Genomic DNA, 21,798 nt, shown 5'->3' on the forward strand with positions numbered 1-21,798 from the left:
ACGCACCGGGGCGATCAGCCGGCGCCATCCAAAAGACAGCATGAAAAAAGGCGCCCCGAAGGGCGCCTTTTGCGTCAGGACAAGAGCGGTATCAACGGCGCTTCTTGGCGGCGTCGGCGGCTTCCTGCTGCGCGTCCACAACGGCCAGCGCCGTCATGTTGACGATACGGCGCACGGTGGCGCTGGTCGTCAGGATGTGCACCGGGCGCGCGGCGCCCAGCAGGATCGGACCCATCGCGACGCCATTGCTGCCCGTCATCTTCAGCATGTTGTACGTGATGTTGCCGGTGTCCAGGTTCGGCATGACCAGCAGGTTGGCGCGACCCTTGAGCGTGCTGTCCGGGTAGGCCAGTACACGGATCTTTTCCGACAAGGCGGCGTCGGCGTGCATTTCGCCGTCTACTTCCAGATCCGGCGCGCGGTCTTGCACCAGCTTGCTGGCGGCGGCCATCTTCTTGGACGATTCCGTGACGCGGCTGCCAAAGTTCGAATGCGACAGCAGGGCGATCTTCGGCACCACGCCAAAACGCAGCATTTCGTCCGCGGCCTGGATGGTGATGTTGGCCACTTCTTCCGCCGTCGGGTTTTCGTTGACGTGGGTGTCGGTGACGAACAGCGTCTGGTCGGGCAGCATCAGCACGTTCAGCGCGGCGTACGTCTGGCCTTCTTTCTTGCCGATGATTTCGTCGACGTACTTGAGCTGGTTGTCGTACTTGCTGGCCACGCCGCACAGCAGCGCGTCGGCGTCGCCGCGACGCAGCAGCATCGCGCCGATCAGCGTGTTGTGCTTGCGGATCATCGCCTTGGCGATGGCCGGCGTCACGCCTTCACGGCCCTTGAGCTGGTAGTACGCATTCCAAGTTTCGTTAAAGCGGCTGTCGTCTTCAGGGTCGACAATTTCGAAGTGCTCGCCGGCCACCAGGCGCAGGCCGGCCTTGTTGATGCGCATTTCGATGACCGACGGGCGGCCGATCAGGATCGGGCGCGCCAGCTTTTCGTCGACCACGGTTTGCACGGCGCGCAGGACGCGCTCGTCTTCGCCGTCGGCGTAGATGACGCGCTTGGGCGCCTTCTTGGCCTGGGCGAACAGCGGACGCATCAGCTGGCCCGAGTGGTACACAAAGCCCATCAGCTTCTGGCGATAGGCCTCGATGTCTTCGATGGGGCGGGCGGCCACGCCGGAGTCAGCGGCGGCTTGGGCCACGGCCGGCGCAATCTGGAAGATCAGGCGGGGGTCGAAGGGCTTGGGGATGATGTAGTCGGGGCCGAACGACAGTTCCTGGCCGGCGTAGGCGCGGGCCACTTCATCGTTTTGTTCGGCTTGTGCCAGCTCGGCAATGGCCTTCACGCAAGCCAGCTTCATTTCTTCCGTGATGCGCGAGGCGCCGGCGTCCATGGCGCCGCGGAAGATGAACGGGAAGCACAGCACGTTGTTGACCTGGTTCGGGTAGTCCGAACGGCCGGTGGCGATGATGCAATCCGGGCGGGCGGCCTTGGCCACTTCCGGGCGGATTTCCGGTTCGGGGTTGGCCAACGCCAGGATCAGCGGACGGTCGGCCATGGTCTTGACCATGTCGCCCGTCAGCACGCCGGAGGTCGAGCAGCCCAGGAACACGTCGGCGCCGTTGACCACGTCGGCCAGCGTGCGCGCGTCGGTCTTTTGCGCGTAGCGCTTCTTGTTGGCTTCCATGTTTTCATCGCGGCCGTCCCAGATGACGCCGCGCGAGTCCACCACATAGATGTTCTCGCGCTTGACGCCCAGGTGCACCAGCAGGTCCAGGCAGGCGATGGCGGCAGCGCCCGCGCCCGAGCAAGCCAGCTTGACCGCGCCGATGTCCTTGCCCACGACCTTCAGGCCGTTCAGGATGGCGGCCGACGAAATGATGGCGGTGCCGTGCTGGTCGTCATGGAACACGGGAATCTTCATGCGCTCGCGCAGCTTCTTCTCGATGTAGAAGCACTCGGGCGCCTTGATGTCTTCCAGATTGACGCCGCCCAGCGTGGGCTCCAGCGCCGCGATGATGTCGACCAGCTTGTCCGGATCGTTCTCGGCCAGTTCGATGTCGAACACGTCGATGCCGGCAAACTTCTTGAACAGGCAGCCCTTGCCTTCCATGACCGGCTTGGCGGCCAGCGGGCCGATGTTGCCCAGACCCAGGACGGCGGTGCCGTTGGTGATCACGCCCACCAGGTTGCCGCGCGAGGTGTACTTGGACGCCGCGTCTTCACCCTGGTCGAAGATGGCCATGCAAGCTGCCGCCACGCCGGGCGAGTAGGCCAGGGACAAGTCGTCCTGGTTGGCCAGCGTCTTGGTCGGCACGACCGAGATTTTGCCGGGGGTGGGATAGGCGTGGTAATCCAACGCCAGTTTGGTAAGAGTTTCGTCCATGGGATCGGGGCCTCTGAGGCACTAACTGAGAAAGAAAACGGGATGAAAAGCGAAGATGACAAACGGCGGGCTCGCGGCCCGCCGGTTTCTTTGCGAAATGCTTAGGGAACACCCGTATTTCACCAGAAAGCGCGGGCGCTTGGTTGTTGCAGTGCAGCGATCAGGCGGGTTTGGTCAAAAACCCGTCGGATTTATTTGAAGCTGCGCTGAAAGCCGGCGATGCCTTTGCTGAAGGCGCGGGCACGCGCTCGACGCGGCCGCCGTAGCCCGTAGCCCGTACCCGTACCGGTGTGTGCCTCGTCTACAACTCCCAGGGCGGCGTCTGGCGCGTGCCCGCGTTCAGGCGGTGACGCAGGGCGTCGGCGTCTTCCTGCCGGCCCAGGCTGTCCAGCGCGTACAGCACGATCCAGTCCGCGCTGACTTCGAAGAAGTCGCGCAGTTGCGCGCGGGTGTCGCTGCGGCCGAAGCCGTCGGTGCCCAGCGTGCGGTATGGCGCGGGCACCCAGGCGCGGATCTGTTCAGGCACGGCGCGCACATAGTCGGTGGCGGCAATCACCGGCGCGTCGCTGCCGCCCAGGCAGGTGCGAACCCAGTCCGCGTCGTCGGCGGCTTCCAGGCCCAGGACGCGGGCGCGTTCGGCTTGGCGGCCATCGCGGGCCAACTCAGAAAAGCTGGTCACGCTCCAGACCTCGGCATCCACGCCGTAGTCAGCGTGCAGCCGGTCGGCCGCCATGTCGGCTTCGCGCAGCATGGGCCCGGCGCCCAGCAGCCGGACCTGTGCCTGTACGCGCGCGGCCCGCAGCCGGTACATGCCGCGCAGGATGCCGACGCGCACGGCGGGGTCGGGGGGCATGTCGGGCTGCGCCAGGTTTTCGTTGGTGACGGTCAGGTAGAAGAATTCGTCGTGCTGCTCGTCCAGCATGCGGCGCATGCCGTGTTCGACGATAACGGCCACTTCAAACGCATACGCGGGATCGTAGGCGCGGCAGTTCGGCACGGCGGCGGCCATGATGTGGCTGGAGCCGTCCTGATGCTGCAAGCCCTCGCCGCCCAACGTGGTGCGGCCCGACGTGGCGCCGATCAAAAAGCCGCGCGTACGCTGGTCGGCGGCGGCCCAGATCAGGTCGCCGATGCGCTGGAAGCCGAACATCGAGTAATAGATATAAAAGGGCAACATCGGCAAGCCGTTGACCGAATAGCTGGTGCCCGCCGCCGTCCACGACGAAATCGCGCCGGCTTCGGTAATGCCTTCCTCAAGGATTTGCCCGTCGCGCGCTTCGCGGTAATACAGCACCGAGCCGATGTCCTCGGGTTCGTACAACTGGCCTTGCGCTGAATAGATGCCGATCTGCCGGAACAAGTTGGCCATGCCGAAGGTGCGGGCCTCGTCAGCCACGATGGGTACGATGCGCGAGCCCACCGTGGCGTCTTTCAGCAGCCCGGTCAGCATGCGCACGATGGCCATGGTGGACGACATTTCCTTACCGTCGGCGGCCAGCGCAAAGCGCGCCCACTGTTCAACCGCGGGCGGCGCCAGGCGTGGAGATTCGGTGCGACGGCGGGGGATGTGGCCGCCCAGCGCCGCGCGGCGAGCTTGCAGGTGGCGCAGTTCGGCGCTGTCTTCGGCCGGGCGGTAGAACTTCAGGGCCAGGCAGTCGGCATCTGAAATGGGCAAGGCAAAGCGGTCGCGAAACGCCAGCAGCGCTTCATCGTCCAGCTTTTTCTGCTGATGCGTCGTCATCTTGCCCTGGCCTGCGGCGCCCATGCCGAAACCTTTTTTCGTCTGCGCCAGAATCACGGTGGGTTGTCCGCGATGCTGCGCGGCGCGGTGATAAGCCGCATGGATCTTCACCATGTCATGGCCACCGCGATGCAGGCGGTCGATGGCTTCGTCGGTCCAGTCGGCCACCAGCGCCGCCAGTTCCGGGTTCTGGTTGAAGAAGTGGGCGCGGTTGAAGGCGCCGTCATTGGCGGCAAAGGTCTGGAATTGCCCGTCCACCGTGTTGGCGAAGGCTCGGGCCAGCGCGCCGTTGGTGTCGCGGCGAAGCAGGGCGTCCCAGTCGCTGCCCCACACCAGCTTGATGACGTTCCAGCCGGCGCCGGCGTACAGGGTTTCAAGCTCGTCGATGATGCGGCCGTTGCCGCGCACCGGGCCGTCCAGCCGTTGCAGGTTGCAGTTGACGACGAACACCAGGTTGTCCAGCTTTTCGCGCGCGGCGAGCGTCAGCGCGGCAATGGACTCGGGTTCGTCCATTTCGCCGTCGCCGAAAATGCCCCAGACCTTGCGGTCGCCGGCGGGCACCAGCGAGCGGTGTTCCAGGTAGCGCATGAAGCGCGCCTGGTAAATGGCGTTGATGGGTCCGATGCCCATGGACCCTGTCGGGAACTGCCAGAAGTCCGGCATCAGCCAGGGGTGCGGGTAGGACGACAACCCGCGCAGGCCGCGCGCGGTGGCGGTGATTTCCTGTCGAAAATGTGCCAGATCGTCTTCGCCCAAAAAGCCTTCAAGGAAGGCGCGGGCGTACACGCCGGGCGCGGAGTGCGGCTGCATGTAGACCAAGTCACCCGGGCCGTCGGCCGTTTGCGCGCGGAAGAAGTGGTTGAAGCCGACTTCGAACAAGTCGGCGGCCGATGCATAGCTGGCAATGTGGCCGCCAAGTTCCCCGTGCGCCTGGTTGGCACGCACGACCATGGCCAGCGCGTTCCAGCGGTTGATGCGGGCGATGCGTTCTTCAACGGCCAGGTTGCCGGGAAAAGGCGGTTCCTGGTCGGCCGGTATCGTGTTCAGGTAGGCGGTGCGCGTCTGGCTGTTGGCGCGCAGGCCCAGGGACGCGGCATGCCCGAGCAGGCTGTCCAGCACGTAGCCCGCGCGGCGTGCTCCGTCCGCGTCGACCAGTGATTGCAGGGCATCGCGCCATTCGGCGGTTTCAGCCGGGTCGGCATCGGTGGGGTGGTCATGCCCCGGGGCGGGGTGGCTTGCGTCACGCATGGGGTGTTGTCTCCTGTTATCGCTCCATCCTAGACCTGTGTGGATGGCATGAGTCATCAAATTGCGGGGAAGACGCCGTGAATTTCAGCATAATATTTTGCGGAAATTTCCAATGCCGGCAGCTTCTGCGGCGTGCATGCGCTTACTCGTGGTGACCACTGGGTGGACGCCAAAGCGCTAGAATGCGCGCTTTATTCGCATTCATAACGGGAGACTTCAATGACCCAACCCGTCAGCGTCCCGGCAAATGTCACGCTTCCCGAGCTTACGTTCCGGGGCATTTTGCTGGGCGCCCTGATCACCGTGATCTTCACGGCGTCGAACGTCTTCCTGGGGCTGAAGGTGGGCCTGACGTTTTCGTCCGCGATTCCGGCAGCCGTGATTTCGATGTCGGTGTTGCGCCTGTTCAAGGACGCGAACATCCTGGAAAACAACATGGTGCAGACGCAGGCTTCCGCGGCCGGCACCTTGTCTTCCATCATTTTCATCCTGCCCGCGCTGGTCATGATGGGCCACTGGCAAGGCTTTCCTTTCTGGCAGACGCTGGGCATCTGCGCGGCTGGCGGCATGTTGGGCGTGATGTTCACGATTCCGCTGCGCCACGTCATGGTGGTGCAAAGCAATCTGCCGTATCCGGAAGGCGTGGCGGCGGCCGAAATCCTGCGCGTGGGCAGTGCCGAACGCGCACAAGATGCGGCAGACGATGCCCAGGCAACGTCGGGTCAGCCGGTGACCAATACCGCTACCAAGCCCGTGGCGACCGGCATGGGCGACATCGTCGCCGGGGGCGTGGTGGCGGCGGCGGTCAGCTTTGCGGCCAGCGGCTTGCGGGTGCTGGGCGATAGCGTCAGCGGGTGGTTCGCGCTGGGCGGCGCGGTGTTCCGGCTGCCCATGGGCTTTTCGTTGGCCTTGCTGGGCGCGGGTTACCTGATCGGCATCGTGGCGGGCCTTGCCATGTTGACGGGGCTGATCATTTCGTGGGGCATCGCCGTGCCGGTGTTGACCGCGATGGGCGACATGCCGGCGGGCCAATCGCTGGCGCAATACGCCACCGGCCTGTGGGCGTCGCAAGTGCGCTTCATTGGCGCGGGCGTGATCGGCGTGGGCGCCATCTGGACGCTGGCAACCCTGTTCATGCCGATGGCGCGTGGCGTCAAGGCCTCGTTCTCGGCGCTGACCAGCGCGGGCGCGGCCCGTGCCGGACAAGCGCCTCGTACCGAACGCGACTTGTCGGCCGGCTGGATTTCAATAGTGACGCTGGTGCTGGTGGCGGTGTTGGTGGTGACCTTCCAGGTGTTCCTGTCGGGCGCGCCCGTGTCGGCCGCCGCCGTCTGGAAGCTGGTGGCGTACGCGGTGCTGTTCGCCTTTGTGTTCGGGTTTCTGGTGGCGGCCGCTTGCGGCTACATGGCGGGTTTGGTCGGTTCGTCGACCAGCCCGATTTCCGGCGTGGGCATCGTGGCCATCGTGTTGGTGTCGTTGTTGATGCTGACGTTGGGCGGCGAGCTGCTACAGGCGCAAAACGGCGTGCAGATGGCGATTGCGTTGTCCATTTTCAGTACGTCGGCGGTGGTGGCCGTGGCTTCCATTTCCAATGACAACCTGCAAGATCTGAAGACCGGCTGGCTGGTTGGCGCCACGCCATGGCGCCAACAGGTAGCCTTGCTGATTGGCTGCGTGGTGGGCGCGGCGGTGATTTCACCCGTGCTGGAACTGCTTTACAACGCCTATGGTTTTGCCGATGCGATGCCACGCGCGGGCATGGACCCGGCGCAAGCCTTGTCCGCGCCGCAGGCCACGCTGATGCTGGCGATTACACGCGGCATCTTCACGCACCAACTGAACTGGACGATGATCCTGATCGGCATGGCGGTGGGCGTGGCGCTGATCGTGGTGGACGAAATCCTGAAGCGCACCTGCCGCGTGGCGCGCATTCCGGTGTTGGCCGTGGGCATCGGGATCTATCTGCCGCCCACGGTGGCCGCGCCAATCGTGGCCGGCGCGGTGCTGGCGTGGTTGCTGGAACGCGCGCTGCGTCGTCGCGCCGCCGCGGCGGGCAAGCCTTACGAGCAATTCGCCGACGCCGCGAACCGGCGTGGCGTGCTGATTGCGTCGGGCTTGATCGTGGGCGAAAGCCTGGTGGGGGTGTTGATGGCCGGCATCATTGGCGCGGCGGGTACGGATGCGCCGCTGGCCATCGCGGGCGAGGGCTTCGCGGTGACGGCGTCGTACCTGGGCTTGGCCGTGTTTGTATGGGTGGCGGTGCTGTTCTGGCGGCGCGTGATGCGGCTGGCCTGAGCCGCGCCATGGGCATTGAGACAGGCGCGTCGTGACGCGCCCGCCGCTGCCCGCCATCAAATCAATGTTCCTCGGCCTGCAAGGCCGCCGCGATGATGGCGCGGCGGTCGTGCGTCGCGCCGTTCAGGAACAGGTTCAGCAACACGGCCGACAGCGAGGCCAGCAAGATGCCCGATTCGATCAGGGTGTGCAGCGAATGCGGCATCCATTGTTTGAAGTTGGGCGCGATCAGCGGCACCATCCCGATGCCGATCGACACGGCCACGATCATGGAGTTGTGGCGGTTGCCCTTGAAGTCCACGCCAGACAGAATGCGGATGCCGGTCGCCGTCACCATGCCGAACATGACGATGCCCGCGCCGCCGAGCACCACGGTGGGCAACGATTCCACCAGCGCGGCCATTTTGGGCAGCAAGCCCAGCACCAGCAGGATGATGCCCCCCGCGACGCACACGAAGCGGCTCTTCACGCCGGTTACCGCAACCAAGCCCACGTTCTGCGAAAAGCTGGTGTACGGAAACGTGTTGAAGATGCCGCCGATCAAGGTGCCCAGCCCGTCCGTGCGCAGGCCGCGCGCCATGTTCTGCTGACTGATTTCGCGTTCGGTCATTTCCCCCAGCGCCAGGAACATGCCCGCCGATTCGATCATCACGACGACCATGATCAACGCCATGCTCAGGATCAGCATGGGGTCGAAACGGGGCATGCCGAAATGGAAGGGCAGCACGATGTCGAACCAATCCGCCTGGCCGATTTTTTCGAACGTCATGATGCCGGTGGCCGATGCCACGATGGCGCCGATGACGATGCCCAGCAGCACCGAAATGTTGGCGATGAAGCCCTTGGTGAATTTCACGATCAGCAGGATCGACGCCAGCACCAGCACGGCAATGCCAAAGCCGGTCAGGTCGGCATAACGCGGGTTCGGCATCGAGGGCATGATGGCGAAGCCTTGCGGCACGGGCGGGATGGCGCTGCCCGGTGAGGTGACGTCGGCCAGCCATTTGGCATAGATGGGATCGACGATGACGGGGGCGGTGGGGCCGGATGGGTTGCCGAACACCCAGTTGATGCCGACGCGCATCAACGTAATGCCGATGACCGTGATGATGGTGCCCGTGACCACGGGCGGGAAGAACCGCAGCATGCGGCTGATGACCGGGGCGATCAAAATCGAAATGATGCCGGCCCCGATGATGGTGCCGAACAGTAGCTGCGCGCCGCCCGGACCCGGGTTGGCGTTGGCCATCGCGACCATCGGCGCCACGGCCGCGAACGTGACACCCATCATGACGGGCAGCTTGATGCCGAACCACTGCGTGGCGCCCAGGGTCTGGATCAGCGTGACCAGCCCGCAACAGAACAGGTCCGCCGAGATCAGCATGGCGACTTCGTCTGGCGTCAGGTTCAAGGCGCGGCCGACGATCAAGGGCACGGCCACCGCGCCGGCATACATCACCAACACATGTTGCAGGCCCAACGCCGCGAGTTTGCCGGTAGGCAGGCGTTGGTCGACGGGATGGAGGTCTTGAGACGCGCCGGACGGCGCGGGCGATGCAGCCTGCATGGGAGTGTCTCCTGGCGGAGTGGGATGTCGGTCGGAAAATCCTGAAAAGCGTTCTTGTGTACGAGGAATGTATACAGGTATGCGCGGTCCCCGAAATGGAGGAAAACCCGCATCATATAAACATGTTTAGTTACGTTATGTAGGAATTGTCGCAGCTGGGCCGCGCGATGGGACAGGAGCCCGGCGGCCCCCGCCACGATCCGGCGCGATCAGGCCGGTGCCAGCAGGTCGGCCAACGTGCGCGCAATCACCTTGGTGGCGCGGCGCAGGTCTTCCAACACGACGCGTTCGTCGTTGCGTTTGGCATGGGATTCCAGCACGGTGCGCGGCCCGGCGCCGTAGATGACTCCGGGAATGCCGGCTTCGCCGTACAGGCGCACGTCGGTGTACAGCGGCGTTCCCATGGCCGGGATCGGTTCGCCGAACAGCACTTCACCGTGTTTCTGGATGGCGTCGACCAGCGGCTGGTTGCCCGGCAGCGGACGCATCGAATTGGCCAGCAGCAGGCGCTTGATGTCGATGGTGATGCCGGGGGTGGCGGCAGCGGCTTCCTGGATGATCCGGCGGATGTCTGCTTCCACTTCAACGGCGTTTTCTTCGGGAATCATGCGGCGGTCCAGCTTGAAGCTGACCTTGCCGGGCACCACGTTGGTGTTGGTGCCGCCTTCAATGCGTCCGACATTCAGGTACGGGTGGCTGATGCCGGGCACCTCAGACGTGATGTTCTGGTACAGCGTGTTCTGCGCATACAGCGCGTTCAGGATCTTGACCGCGCCTTGCAGCGCGTCCACGCCCGTGGACGGAATGGCGGCGTGCGCCATTTTGCCGTGTACCGTCACTTCCATTTGCAGGCAGCCGTTGTGCGCGGTGACGACCTCGTAGCTGAAGCCCGCGGCAATCATCAGGTCGGGCTTGGTCAGGCCTTGCGACAGCAGCCAGCCGGGGCCCAGCAAGCCGCCGAATTCTTCGTCATAGGTGAAATGCAGTTCGACCGCGCCGTGGCTGGGCTTGGCCACCGCTTCCAGGGCGCGCACCGCGTAAGTGAAGCTGGCGAAGTCGCTTTTGCTGACTGCGGCGGCGCGCCCGTACAGGCTGCCGTTTTCGATTTCGGCACCGTAAGGGTCGTGTTGCCAGCCGTCGCCCGGGGGCACGACGTCGCCGTGCGCGTTCAGCGCGATGCGCCGGCCAGCGCCGTATTCGCGCCGCACGATCAGGTTGGTGATGGATTGCATGCCGTAGTCCTGCACCGCTTGCGCGGGCACGGGGTGCGCTTCGGCCTCAAGGCCCATTTCCTTGAGCAGTTCGGCGGTGCGCACGGCGTGCGGCGCGTTATTGCCGGGCGGCGTGTCGGTGGGCACGCGCACCAGCGATTGCAGGAAGCTCACCTGCTCGTCGAAGTGGGCGTCGATCCAGGCGTCTAGTCGGGCGTAATCGGTCATGGCGTTAGCGTTTGATGTCATTGGCAAGGTCGTCCAGCAGGTGCTGCATGGCATGCGCGGCCAGCTGGATGTCGTCGCGGGTGGTGGATTCGCGGGGGTTGTGGCTGATGCCGTGGTTCTGGCCGCGCACGAACAGCATGGCTTGCGGCATGACTTCGTGCAGCTTCATGGCGTCGTGCCCGGCACCGCTGGGCATGCGGTGCAGCGGCACGCCCAGCGCGTCGACGGCGTGTTCCCAACGCTGTTGCCAGGCAGGGTCGCTGGGCGCGGCGGCGGCGCGCATGGTTTCTTCAAGCGCATAGCGCAGGCCCCGGCGCGTGCAGATGGCATCAAGTTCGGCCAGCACGTCATTGACCAGCGCGTCGCGTTGCGCATCGCTGGGCGCGCGCAGGTCCAGGCTGAAGCGGCATTCGCCCGGCACGACGTTGATGGATCCGCTGGGCACTTCCAGCATGCCGATGGTGCCTACCGAATCGCCATCGCGCGCGGCGCGTTGTTCGACATACAAGGCCAGTTCGGCGGTGGCGGTGGCGGCATCGCGGCGGCGGTTCATCGGCGTGGTTCCGGCATGGCAGGCCATGCCAAAGATCTGCGCCTGATAACGCACGCTGCCGTTGATCGATGTGACGATGCCCAGCGGCAGTCCCATTTCATACAGCACCGGGCCTTGCTCGATATGGACTTCGACAAACCCAAGATAGCGCGCCGGGTCGCGGCGCAGCTTCGGAATGTCGTCAATGCACAGGCCGGCATGCAGCATGGCGTCGCGCATGGTGACGCCTTGCGCGTCCTTCTGGTCCAGCCATTCTGGCTTGAAGTCGCCGATCAAGGCGCCGGAGCCCAGGAAGGTGGCGCGGTAGCGCTGGCCTTCTTCTTCGGCAAAGCCGATGACTTCCAGGTGGTAGGGCAGGCGGCGACCTTGTCGATGCAGTTCACGCACGCAGGCCATGGGCACGAAAATTCCCAGGCGGCCGTCGTATTTGCCGCCATTGCGCACGGTGTCGTAGTGGCTGCCCGTCATCAATGTGGGGGCGTCGGGCTGCAGGGCACGATAGCGGCCCACCACGTTGCCGACGGCGTCGATTTCAACTTCGTCAAAGCCGCAATCTCGCATCCAGTGCGAGATGCGCTGCGCGCAGGCGCGGTGCGCTTCGGTCAGGTACGTGACGGTCAGCTGGCCTTTTTCGGCGTAACCGGGATCGCTGTGGATACTGAGCCGTTCCTGCCAGTCCCAGATGTCGTTGCCCAAGGTCAGGTCGCGTCCGAACTTGTCGGTCAGGCGAATTTCGACGATGCGATGGATATTGCGCAGCGCTTCTCGGATTTCAACGTCGGGCGGGTTATCCCGCCGGCGCGCAAATTCGTCGATGATCTGCTGGCGCGACAGGCCCGTGCCGCGCGCGCCGCGCACGGCCAGAATGAACGGAAAACCGAAGCGCGCGCTGTAGTCGTTGTTCAGCTGTTGCAGCCGCGCCAGTTCGTCGGGCGAGCAATGCGTAAGCCCCGCCTGATCCTGTTCCTGGGTGGATTCGGCGGTCAGGCTGTTTTGCTGCATGGCGCGCCCCGCCAGTTCCGGGTGCGCGCGGATCAGCGCCAGTTGTGCGTCGATATCGGCTTGATCCAGCACGTGGCGCAACTGGTCCTGCAAATGCGCCAGCGACCGAAAAGGCCGGGCGGCGAGCGCCTGGCGGGCAATCCACGGCGAAAGTTCGTACAGGCCGTCCAGCATGGCGAGCGCCGCGTCGGGCGTGGCGGCATTGAGTTGTTCCAGCGTGTGGGGCATGGTGGGTGCGCTCAACGGTTGGGAAGATAGGGGTGGGTGGCCTTCCAGTGCCGGGCGATGTCCAGGCGGCGGCATACCCAGACGCGGTCGTGGCGGGCAATGTGGTCCAGAAAGCGCTGTAGCGCCGTGATGCGCCCCGGGCGGCCCAGCAGCCGGCAATGCATGCCGATACTGAGCATCTTGGGCGCTTCGTCGCCTTCGGCGTAAAGCACGTCGAAGCTGTCCTTCAGGTACTGAAAGAAGGGGTCGGCGTGCGAATAGCCTTGCGGCAGCGCGAAGCGCATGTCGTTGCAGTCCAGCGTATAGGGCACGATCAGTTGCGGGACGACGGCGCCGTCGCTCTTTTTCACCTGCATCCAGAAGGGCAGGTCGTCGCCGTAGTAATCGCTGTCGTATTCGAAGCCGCCGTAGTCAGCCACCAGTCGGCGCGTGCGCGGGCTGTCGCGCCCGGTGTACCAGCCCAGCGGGCGGCTGCCTGTCAGCTGGGTGATGGCTTCCATGCCCAGGCGCATATGTTCGCGTTCGGTGGCTTCGTCCACGTTCTGGTAATGCACCCAGCGCCAGCCATGGCAGGCAATTTCGTGGCCCAGTTCCGTGAACGCCGCCGTCAGTTCGGGGTGGCGCTGTAGCGCCATGCCCACACCGAACACGGTCAAGGGCAACTGCCGCTTTTCAAATTCGCGCAGGATGCGCCAGACGCCGGTGCGCGACCCGTATTCGTAGATGCCTTCCATGCTGAGATGGCGGTCGGGGTAGCTGGCCGGGTTGAACATTTCCGACAGGAATTGTTCAGAACCCGCATCGCCATGCAGCACGCTGTTTTCGCCGCCTTCTTCGTAGTTCAAAACGAATTGCACGGCAATGCGAGCCCGGTCGGGCCATTGCGCGTGCGGCGGATTGCGGCCGTAGCCGATCAGGTCGCGGGGGTAGGGAAGCGTGGAGTCGTAGGTGTTCATGAATAGAGCGGGCATGGAGCCTGGGGGGCGCGCGCAGCGGTAAGGAAAGAATTCAGGGGGCCAAGCGCGGATGAACGGACGGTTTCATGATGGGCTAAACAATAGCTGGAAAGCAATTAGCTGTATACAATTTATGTACATCATTAAGGATAACCATGAGACCGCCCCGCAGCCTTCGGGGCACACAGGAGACAACATGGGACTGACCACGCACGTACTCGACACCATGCACGGTTGCCCGGCCCAGGGCATGTCCGTTGCGCTATACGCCACACGCGGCGAATCCGCCACCTTGATCCAGGAATTCACGCTGAACCAGGACGGCCGCAGCGCCAAGCCCTTGTTTGCCGAGGCGGACTTGAAAGTGGGTACCTACAGACTGGTGTTCGACGTTGCCGCCTACTTCCGGGCGCGCGGCGTTGCCTTGCCCGAGCCCAACTTCTTGAATCGGGTCAGCCTTGACTTCGGGGTGGCGCATGCGGATCAGCACTATCACGTGCCGCTGTTGGTCAGCCCCTGGAGCTATTCCACGTATCGGGGCTCGTAAGCGGCAAGGCCCCTAACATCAGGGTATTCCTGATGCCACAGCGGTTGCGCGCGCATAGCATTGTGAACAAAACCTGCATACAATTTCGTCCATCCTGATCGCAGCGGTGCGGGGCACTTTAGCCTTGTGCGCGATCTATCTTCTGCTTACAGCGCCCGCGGTGGTAGGCAGTGCGGCGGAGCCTATCAAGGCCCGCCCACTGCGGGGGCGTGGATGGAAAGTTACTACCTGGATTGGGTCAACCTGTTGCTGCGTTGGGCCCACATCATTACCGGCATCGCATGGATCGGCACGTCGTTCTATTTCGTGATGCTGGACAACAGCCTTGAAAAACCGCAAGACGCCGAATCGCTCGCCAAGGGCGTGGGCGGCGAGCAATGGGCCGTGCACGGCGGCGGTTTCTACAACATGCAGAAGTACGCGGTGCAGCCCAAAAAGCTGCCCGAACATCTGCATTGGTCGTTCTGGGAAAGCTACAGCACCTGGCTGACCGGCTTTGCGCTGTTCACCATGTCGTACCTGTGGAACGCCAGCACCTACCTGATCGACCGGTCAAAAATGGACTGGCAGCCCGGCACCGCCGTGGCCGTCGCGCTGGCCTTCTTTGTGGTGTTCTGGATGGTCTACGACGGCATCTGCCGCCTGTTCGGGCGCGGCAAGCACGGCGACACGATCGTGGGGGTGCTGGTGGCGGTGTTCATCGCCCTGGCGTCCTGGCTGGCCTGCCACTGGTTCGCGGGCCGCGCGGCGTTCTTGCTGGTGGGCGCGATGATGGCCACCACCATGAGCGGCAACGTGTTCTTCTGGATCATCCCCGGCCAGCGCAAGAACGTGGCGGCGATGCGGGCGGGCAAGCCCGTCGACCCCGTCCATGGTCAGCGCGGCAAACAGCGCAGCGTGCACAACACCTACTTCACGCTGCCGGTGGTGTTCACCATGATGAGCAACCACTACAGCTTTACCTATACCCATCAGTACAACTGGATCGTTCTGCTGCTGATCATGCTGGGCGGCGCGGCGATCCGGCAGTTCTTCGTGGTGCGCCATCGCTTCAAGCTGGGCAACGCGCGCAACCCGCTGCCGTATGTGCTGCTGGGCGTGGCGGTGCTGGGCTTGACCATCGTGTGGATGCGGCCCGCGCCCGTGGCGGCGTCGGCGGCGGTGGCCGCGCCCGCCGAGGTGGCGTTTGCGGAAGTACGCCATGTATTCGACCAGCGGTGCCTGCTATGCCACGGCGCACAGGTGCAGATGAAGAACGTGCGCCTGGATTCCGTTGAGCAGATCGCGATTCACGCCCAGGCCGTGTACCAGCAAGTGGTGGTGTCGAAAATCATGCCGATGGCCAATTCCACCGGCATGACCGACGACGAACGCGCGTTGATTGGCGCGTGGTTTCAGGCCGGCGCAAAAACCCGGTAGCCGGAGCGGAGCCGGTCAGCGCAAGTCGCCGGCCGGCCAGCCCATGGCCCCGAAACCGGCGGGCGGGCCGTCGGCTTCAGCCGTTGCGGTACAGAAAGCTGTAGGCGTTGATCGCCGGCACCCCTCCCAGGTGCGCGTACAGAACCTTCGACCCAGCCGGAATCTCGCCTCGGCGAACCAGATCCATCATGCCCTGCATCGACTTCCCCTCGTACACGGGGTCGGTCATCATGCCCTCCAGCCGCGCGCAGGTGCGGATGGCGTCGTTGGTTTCGGCTGATGGCAAGCCATACGCGGGATAGGCGTAGCGCGTATCCAGCACCACATCGCTGTCGGCGATGCCTGCTTCTAGCCCGACCATATCCGCCGTGCGGCGCGCGATGCGCAGGATCTGCGCGCGGGTTTGTTCCGGTGTGGCCGATGCGTCGATGCCGATGACGCGGTTGGCCCGGCCGTCCGCCGCAAAGCCCACCACCATGCCGGCCTGCGTGCTGCCGGTGACGGCGCAGACCACGATGTAGTCAAACTTGAAACCCAGGTTGGCTTCCTGGCGCCGCACCTCTTCGGCAAAGCCCACATAGCCCAGCCCGCCCAGTTCGTGGTCGGACGCGCCGGCCGGAATGGCGTAGGGCTTGCCGCCCCGTTTGCGCACGTCTTCCAGCGCCTCTTCCCAACTGCGCCGAAAGCCGATGTCAAAGCCCTGGTCCACCAGGCGCACGTCGGCGCCCATCAGGCGGCTCATCATGATGTTGCCGACGCGGTCGTAGACGGCGTCGGAATAGTCCACCCAGTTTTCCTGCACCAGCACGCAAGCCAGACCCAGCTTGGCGGCCACGGCGGCCACCATGCGGGTGTGGTTGGATTGAATGCCGCCGATGGTGACTAGCGTGTCGCAGCCTTGTTCCAGCGCTTGCGGAATCAGGTATTCCAGCTTGCGCAGCTTGTTGCCGCCGAACGCCAGGCCGCTGTTGCAGTCCTCGCGCTTGGCATAGATGTCGACCTTGCCGCCCAGATGCGCGGACAGGCGGTCCAGCTTTTCGATGGGGGTGTCGCCGAAGGTCAGGCGATGTCGGGGAAAGCGTTGCAGATTCATGCGAGCTCCTGTGATGGGATTCCGGCCGGCAAGTGAGGCTCGGGTGGAAAAATCATAGGAATCGCGGGCGGTAGCGGTCAATTGCGTATTTATGGATGAACGCGATATTAAAAATAGCAAAGAAAGATAATTTAGATTTAATATTTTCTGAAGAAAAAGAATGACGAGATAATATTTTTGGGGACGCATGCCATGAGCGCGCTTGCCGGATTGGACCGTATTGATCGCCACATCCTTCGTCTCTTGCAAGACGATGCACAGATCACCAATCTGGATTTGAGTGCGCGCGTGCACCTGAGCCCGGCCGCCTGCTTGCGCCGGGTGGAAAAGCTGAAGGCCGAAGGGATCATCAAAAAGACGGTGGCGCTACTGGAGCCGGCCGACGTCGACATGGCCACGCTGGTCATCGTGGGCGTGGTGCTGGACCGTTCCACGCCGGATTCCTTCACCGACTTCGAGGAAGCGGCGCGCGGCATCAGCGGCTGCCTGGAATGCCACCTGGTGGCGGGCGAATTCGACTACTTCCTGATGCTGCGCATACGCGACCTGGAGCGCTTCAACAAGCTGCATGCGGGCGAGATCATCAAGCTGCCCGGCGTACGCCAGATTCGCACCTTTTTTGTGTTGAAAGAGATCTTGTCGACGACTGTCTTGCCGGTGTGACGCGGCTAATGCACAACACTCACGCATCGAAGTGCTCACCAATGACGCACTGCGGCATTTTGGAATGGCGGAAATTGATGGCGCGTAGACGTCGCAATGTCAGGGGTTGGCCGGACATTCCACGGCCGCATGCAGGCATTCCGAATGGGCTTTTGCGCCACAAAAATGTCTCAAGACGCCCGTAAACTCAAAGGGTTATACTGCTCGGCATACGGCTTTCAAGGCTTGTACGCGCCTTCTGCCCCCTGCGATCCGCTAAACGGGAAGCCCGTGTCGCGGAAGGTTTTTCCTGCATCGTGTCGAGTGAAGCACTCGTAAAGGTGAAGCGATATGTCTTCGGAAATAGAATCTCTATCCACGTCTTATCTCTTTGGCGGTAACGCGCCATATGTTGAGGAGCTTTACGAAGCCTACCTCGACAATCCCGGTTCGGTTCCTGATAACTGGCGCGAATATTTCGACCAGTTGCAGCACGCTCCCGCAACCGACGGCCAGGAATCCACTCGCGACCAGGCCCACGCTCCCATCGTCGAATCGTTCGCCCAGCGCGCCAAGGCCAATGCCTTCGTGCAACGCTCCGCCGAACCCGACCTGAGCGTCGCCAGCAAGCAGGTGTCGGTGCAATCGCTGATTGCCGCCTACCGCTCGCTGGGTTCGCGTTGGGCCGATCTGGACCCCCTCAAGCGCCAGGAACGTCCGCAGATCCCGGAACTCGATCCCGCCTTCTACGGCCTGACCGAATCCGACCTGGACCAGACCTACTCGGCCACCAACACCTACTTCACGACCGCCAGCACCATGACGCTGCGCGACATCCTGAAGGCGCTGCGCGACACGTATTGCCGCAGCATCGGTGCTGAATTCACGCACATCTCCGATCCCGCCGCCAAGCGCTGGATCCAGGAACGCCTGGAAACCACGCTGGGTGCGCCTGCCTACTCGGTCGAAGAAAAGCGCCACATCCTGCAGCAGCTGACCGAGTCCGAAGGGCTTGAGCGCTTCCTGCACACCAAGTACGTCGGCCAGAAGCGCTTCTCGCTGGAAGGCGGCGAAAGCTTCATCGCCTCGATGGACGAAGTGGTGAACCACGCCGGCGAAAACGGCGTCCAGGAAATCGTGGTCGGCATGGCCCACCGCGGCCGCCTGAACCTGCTCGTGAACATCATGGGCAAGATGCCCGGCGACCTGTTCGCCGAGTTCGAAGGCAAGCACGCCGAAGGCCTGACCGACGGCGACGTGAAGTACCACAACGGTTTCTCGTCCGACCTGTCCACCCGTGGCGGTCCGGTCCACCTGTCGTTGGCCTTCAACCCGTCTCACCTTGAAATCGTGAACCCCGTCGTTGAAGGCAGCGCACGCGCTCGCCAGGAACGCCGCGGTGACACCGAAGGCAAGACCGTTCTGCCGGTGCTGGTGCACGGCGACGCGGCTTTTGCCGGCCAAGGCGTGGTCATGGAAACGCTGAACCTGGCCCAGACGCGCGGCTACGGTACGGGCGGCACGCTGCACATCGTCATCAACAACCAGATCGGTTTCACCACGTCCGACCCGCGTGACTCGCGTTCGACGCTGTATTGCACCGACGTGGTCAAGATGATCGAAGCCCCGGTGTTCCACGTCAACGGCGACGACCCCGAAGCCGTGGTGTTCGTCACCAAGCTGGCCCTGGACTACCGCCTGCAATTCCGTCATGACATCGTTGTGGACATCGTTTGCTTCCGCAAACTGGGTCACAACGAACAAGACACCCCGTCGCTGACGCAGCCGCTGATGTACAAGCGCATCGGCCATCACCCCGGCACGCGCAAGCTGTACGCCGACAAGCTGACCACGCAAGGCGTGCTGGCCGAAGGCGAAGCCGATCAACTGGTCAAGGACTACCGTCAGCTGATGGAAGACGGCCAGCGCACGATTGAACCCGTGCTGACCGACTACAAGAGCAAGTACGCCATCGACTGGTCCCCGTTCCTGGGCGCCAAGTGGACGGACCAGGCCGACACGGCCGTGCCGCTGGCTGAACTCAAGCGCATCGGCGAACGCATCACGACGGTTCCGGAAGGCTTCACGGTGCACCCGCTGGTTGCCAAGCTGCTGAACGACCGCCGCACGATGGCCAAGGGCGAAATGAACCTGGACTGGGGCATGGGCGAACACCTCGCCTTTGCAACCCTGGTTTCCTCGGGCTACGCCATCCGCATCACGGGCCAGGACTCGGGCCGTGGCACGTTCACGCACCGCCACGCCGTGTTGCACGACCAGAACCGCGAACGCTGGAACGACGGCACCTACATTCCGCTGCAGAATGTCTCGGAAGGCCAGGCTCCGTTCACCGTCATCGACTCCGTGCTGTCCGAAGAGGCGGTGCTGGGCTTCGAATACGGTTACTCCAGCGCTGAACCGAACACGCTGACCATCTGGGAAGGCCAGTTTGGCGACTTCGTCAACGGCGCCCAGGTCGTGATCGACCAGTTCATCAGCTCCGGCGAAGCCAAGTGGGGCCGCCAGTCGGGCCTGACCCTGATGCTGCCGCACGGCTACGAAGGCCAAGGCCCCGAGCACTCGTCGGGCCGCATCGAGCGCTTCCTGCAGCTGTGCGCCGACAACAACATGCAAGTGGTCCAGCCGACCTCTGCCTCGCAGATCTTCCACGTTCTGCGTCGCCAGATGATCCGCCCGTTCCGCAAGCCGCTGGTGCTGTTCACGCCGAAGTCGCTGCTGCGTAACAAGGACGCGGGTTCGCCCCTGACCGATCTGGCAGGCGGCAGCTTCCAGCCGGTGATCGGCGAAGTCGACGACACCATCGACGCCAGCAAGGTCAAGCGCGTTCTGGCTTGCTCGGGCAAGGTGTACTACGACCTGGTCAACGCCCGCCGCGAGCGTGGCGCCGACAACGTCGCCATCGTCCGCGTCGAGCAGCTGTACCCGTTTGCGCACAAGTCGTTCGAAACGGAACTGCGCAAGTACCCGAAGGCCACCGAAGTGATCTGGGTTCAGGACGAACCGCAGAACCAAGGCGCCTGGTTCTACGTTCAGCATCACGTGTACGAGAACATGGTGGAAGGCCAGAAGCTGGGCTACGCCGGCCGCGCCGCGTCGGCATCGCCGGCCGTGGGCTACCTGGCCAAGCACCAGGAGCAGCAGAAGGCCCTGATCGAGACTGCTTTCGCGCCCAAGTTCAAGGTCATGTTGACGAAGTAACCCTGACTTGATGCACGCGCTGCGCGCGGCAAGCGTTTTGGAACCTGCTTTCGAACCTTGCCGCGCCGCGTGACCAGAACACACACTTTACGGAACAAACAAAATGGCTATTACCGACGTCGTCGTCCCCCAACTTTCCGAATCCGTCTCCGAAGCGACCCTGCTGACCTGGAAGAAGCAGCCGGGCGCTGCCGTTGAAGCGGACGAAATCCTGATCGAAGTCGAAACCGACAAGGTCGTGCTGGAAGTGCCGGCTCCCGCCTCGGGCGTGCTGGCTGAAATCGTCAAGGGCGATGGCAGCACCGTGACCTCGGGCGAAGTGCTGGCCCGCATCGACACCGCCGCCAAGGCCGCCGCCGCCGCGACCGCCCCGGCCGAAGCCCCCAAGGCCGCTGAACAAGCCGCTGCCGCCCCGGCACCCGCCGCCGCGCCCGCTTCGTCGGCTGCCGCCGGCGTGGCATCGCCCGCCGCCGCCAAGATCCTGGCCGAGAAGGGCGTTGACGCCGCTTCCGTGTCGGGCACCGGCCGCGACGGCCGCGTGACCAAGGGCGACGCCCTGGCCGCCGGCGCTCCTGCCGCCAAGGCCGCTCCGGCCAAGGCGCCGGCTGCTCCCGCCCCGACCACGCTGTCGCTGGACGGCCGTCCGGAACAGCGCGTGCCGATGAGCCGCCTGCGCGCCCGCATCGCCGAGCGCCTGCTGCAATCGCAGCAAGAAAACGCAATCCTGACCACGTTCAACGAAGTGAACATGCAAGCGGTCATCGATCTGCGCAGCAAGTACAAGGACAAGTTCGAAAAGGAACACGGCATCAAGCTGGGCTTCATGTCGTTCTTCGTCAAGGCCGCCGTGGCTGCCCTGAAGAAGTACCCGCTGATCAACGCCTCGATCGACGGCAAGGACATCATCTATCACGGCTACTTCGACATCGGTATCGCTGTCGGCAGCCCGCGTGGCCTGGTGGTGCCGATCCTGCGCAACGCCGACCAGCTGTCCATCGCTGAAATCGAAAAGACCATCGCCGACTTTGGCCGCCGCGCCGCTGACGGCAAGCTGGGCATTGAAGAAATGACCGGCGGTACGTTCTCGATCTCCAACGGTGGCGTGTTCGGTTCGATGCTGTCGACCCCGATCATCAACCCGCCGCAATCGGCCATCCTGGGCGTGCACGCCACCAAGGATCGCGCTGTTGTCGAAAACGGCCAGATCGTCATCCGCCCGATGAATTACCTGGCGCTGTCCTATGACCACCGCATCATCGACGGCCGCGAAGCCGTGCTGGGCCTGGTCGCCATGAAGGACGCCCTGGAAGATCCGCAGCGTCTGTTGCTGGACCTGTAATCTCGACGCCCCGCGTGGCGCCGCTCCGGGCCTTCCGGATCGCGGCGCCCCGGCCGGCCTGGCGCCGGCCTCCGGCTCACCAGCGTCGGGCGGGGCGTGTTCCACCCCACACTCATCCGCG

At 63.9% G+C, this 21,798-nt stretch carries 13 protein-coding genes; 6 read left to right on the top strand and 7 right to left on the bottom strand.

Annotation, left to right across the window (positions count from 1 at the left end):
- Positions 1–91: 91 nt before the first annotated feature.
- Positions 92–2,389: an NADP-dependent malic enzyme gene (locus AC6LJY_RS23130; protein ID WP_046802663.1), complete on the bottom strand. Its 2,298-nt coding sequence runs from the start codon at positions 2,387–2,389 to the stop codon at positions 92–94.
- A gap of 301 nt (positions 2,390–2,690) precedes the next feature.
- Positions 2,691–5,378, bottom strand: coding sequence for an alpha-ketoglutarate dehydrogenase (mdeB, locus tag AC6LJY_RS23135; protein WP_498136854.1), 2,688 nt, complete (start codon positions 5,376–5,378; stop codon positions 2,691–2,693).
- Between the two features lie 219 nt (positions 5,379–5,597).
- Between mdeB and AC6LJY_RS23140 the strand changes: the two genes are divergently transcribed.
- On the top strand, positions 5,598–7,673 hold the full coding sequence (locus AC6LJY_RS23140) for an OPT family oligopeptide transporter (RefSeq protein ID WP_319304080.1): 2,076 nt from the start codon (positions 5,598–5,600) through the stop codon (positions 7,671–7,673).
- A gap of 61 nt (positions 7,674–7,734) precedes the next feature.
- Here the strand turns inward: AC6LJY_RS23140 and AC6LJY_RS23145 are convergent, their stop codons facing one another.
- The 4 genes from AC6LJY_RS23145 to puuE form a co-directional block, all read right to left on the bottom strand.
- A complete protein-coding gene (locus AC6LJY_RS23145) occupies positions 7,735–9,240 on the bottom strand; it encodes a nucleobase:cation symporter-2 family protein (protein ID WP_046802666.1) in 1,506 nt (501 codons plus the stop codon).
- A gap of 209 nt (positions 9,241–9,449) precedes the next feature.
- Positions 9,450–10,679, bottom strand: coding sequence for a M20 family metallopeptidase (locus tag AC6LJY_RS23150; protein WP_498136855.1), 1,230 nt, complete (start codon positions 10,677–10,679; stop codon positions 9,450–9,452).
- Between the two features lie 4 nt (positions 10,680–10,683).
- Positions 10,684–12,462 carry a 2-oxo-4-hydroxy-4-carboxy-5-ureidoimidazoline decarboxylase gene (gene uraD / locus AC6LJY_RS23155; RefSeq protein WP_498136856.1) on the bottom strand — a complete coding sequence of 593 codons (1,779 nt, stop codon included), beginning with the start codon at positions 12,460–12,462 and terminating at the stop codon, positions 10,684–10,686.
- 11 nt (positions 12,463–12,473) lie between these two features.
- Positions 12,474–13,418 (bottom strand): allantoinase PuuE, encoded by a 945-nt coding sequence (gene puuE / locus AC6LJY_RS23160; protein ID WP_046802668.1) that lies wholly within the window; start codon positions 13,416–13,418, stop codon positions 12,474–12,476.
- A gap of 196 nt (positions 13,419–13,614) precedes the next feature.
- Here puuE and uraH point away from each other — a divergent pair, with 196 nt between their 5' ends.
- The gene (gene uraH / locus AC6LJY_RS23165) at positions 13,615–13,965 is read left to right on the top strand and encodes a hydroxyisourate hydrolase (protein WP_498136857.1); all 351 of its coding nucleotides are present in this window, start codon (positions 13,615–13,617) and stop codon (positions 13,963–13,965) included.
- Positions 13,966–14,178: 213 nt separating this feature from the next.
- Entirely contained in the window at positions 14,179–15,384 is a 1,206-nt protein-coding gene (locus tag AC6LJY_RS23170) for a urate hydroxylase PuuD (protein ID WP_314361080.1), read from the top strand.
- A 76-nt stretch (positions 15,385–15,460) separates the two neighbouring features.
- Here the strand turns inward: AC6LJY_RS23170 and AC6LJY_RS23175 are convergent, their stop codons facing one another.
- The gene (locus AC6LJY_RS23175; protein ID WP_498136858.1) at positions 15,461–16,477 is read right to left on the bottom strand and encodes a 1-aminocyclopropane-1-carboxylate deaminase; all 1,017 of its coding nucleotides are present in this window, start codon (positions 16,475–16,477) and stop codon (positions 15,461–15,463) included.
- A 192-nt stretch (positions 16,478–16,669) separates the two neighbouring features.
- Between AC6LJY_RS23175 and AC6LJY_RS23180 the strand changes: the two genes are divergently transcribed.
- The 3 genes from AC6LJY_RS23180 to odhB all read left to right on the top strand — a co-directional run bounded on the left by AC6LJY_RS23180 (position 16,670) and on the right by odhB (position 21,677).
- Entirely contained in the window at positions 16,670–17,140 is a 471-nt protein-coding gene (locus AC6LJY_RS23180; protein ID WP_046802672.1) for an Lrp/AsnC family transcriptional regulator, read from the top strand.
- A 330-nt stretch (positions 17,141–17,470) separates the two neighbouring features.
- Positions 17,471–20,338, top strand: a complete 2,868-nt coding sequence (locus AC6LJY_RS23185; RefSeq protein WP_046802673.1) for a 2-oxoglutarate dehydrogenase E1 component — start codon at positions 17,471–17,473, stop codon at positions 20,336–20,338.
- Positions 20,339–20,441: 103 nt separating this feature from the next.
- Positions 20,442–21,677 (top strand): 2-oxoglutarate dehydrogenase complex dihydrolipoyllysine-residue succinyltransferase, encoded by a 1,236-nt coding sequence (gene odhB / locus AC6LJY_RS23190; protein ID WP_046802674.1) that lies wholly within the window; start codon positions 20,442–20,444, stop codon positions 21,675–21,677.
- Positions 21,678–21,798: the final 121 nt, after the last annotated feature.

The organism is Achromobacter sp. RT286_PF (assembly GCF_059760425.1).

What these genes read in the sequence shown, in the direction of transcription:
- AC6LJY_RS23130 (WP_046802663.1), bottom strand. Translation starts at nt 2,389, where the DNA reads ATGGACGAAACTCTTACCAAACTGGCGTTGGATTACCACGCCTATCCC.
- mdeB (WP_498136854.1), bottom strand. Translation starts at nt 5,378, where the DNA reads ATGCGTGACGCAAGCCACCCCGCCCCGGGGCATGACCACCCCACCGAT.
- AC6LJY_RS23140 (WP_319304080.1), top strand. Translation starts at nt 5,598, where the DNA reads ATGACCCAACCCGTCAGCGTCCCGGCAAATGTCACGCTTCCCGAGCTT.
- AC6LJY_RS23145 (WP_046802666.1), bottom strand. Translation starts at nt 9,240, where the DNA reads ATGCAGGCTGCATCGCCCGCGCCGTCCGGCGCGTCTCAAGACCTCCAT.
- AC6LJY_RS23150 (WP_498136855.1), bottom strand. Translation starts at nt 10,679, where the DNA reads ATGACCGATTACGCCCGACTAGACGCCTGGATCGACGCCCACTTCGAC.
- uraD (WP_498136856.1), bottom strand. Translation starts at nt 12,462, where the DNA reads ATGCCCCACACGCTGGAACAACTCAATGCCGCCACGCCCGACGCGGCG.
- puuE (WP_046802668.1), bottom strand. Translation starts at nt 13,418, where the DNA reads ATGAACACCTACGACTCCACGCTTCCCTACCCCCGCGACCTGATCGGC.
- uraH (WP_498136857.1), top strand. Translation starts at nt 13,615, where the DNA reads ATGGGACTGACCACGCACGTACTCGACACCATGCACGGTTGCCCGGCC.
- AC6LJY_RS23170 (WP_314361080.1), top strand. Translation starts at nt 14,179, where the DNA reads ATGGAAAGTTACTACCTGGATTGGGTCAACCTGTTGCTGCGTTGGGCC.
- AC6LJY_RS23175 (WP_498136858.1), bottom strand. Translation starts at nt 16,477, where the DNA reads ATGAATCTGCAACGCTTTCCCCGACATCGCCTGACCTTCGGCGACACC.
- AC6LJY_RS23180 (WP_046802672.1), top strand. Translation starts at nt 16,670, where the DNA reads ATGAGCGCGCTTGCCGGATTGGACCGTATTGATCGCCACATCCTTCGT.
- AC6LJY_RS23185 (WP_046802673.1), top strand. Translation starts at nt 17,471, where the DNA reads ATGTCTTCGGAAATAGAATCTCTATCCACGTCTTATCTCTTTGGCGGT.
- odhB (WP_046802674.1), top strand. Translation starts at nt 20,442, where the DNA reads ATGGCTATTACCGACGTCGTCGTCCCCCAACTTTCCGAATCCGTCTCC.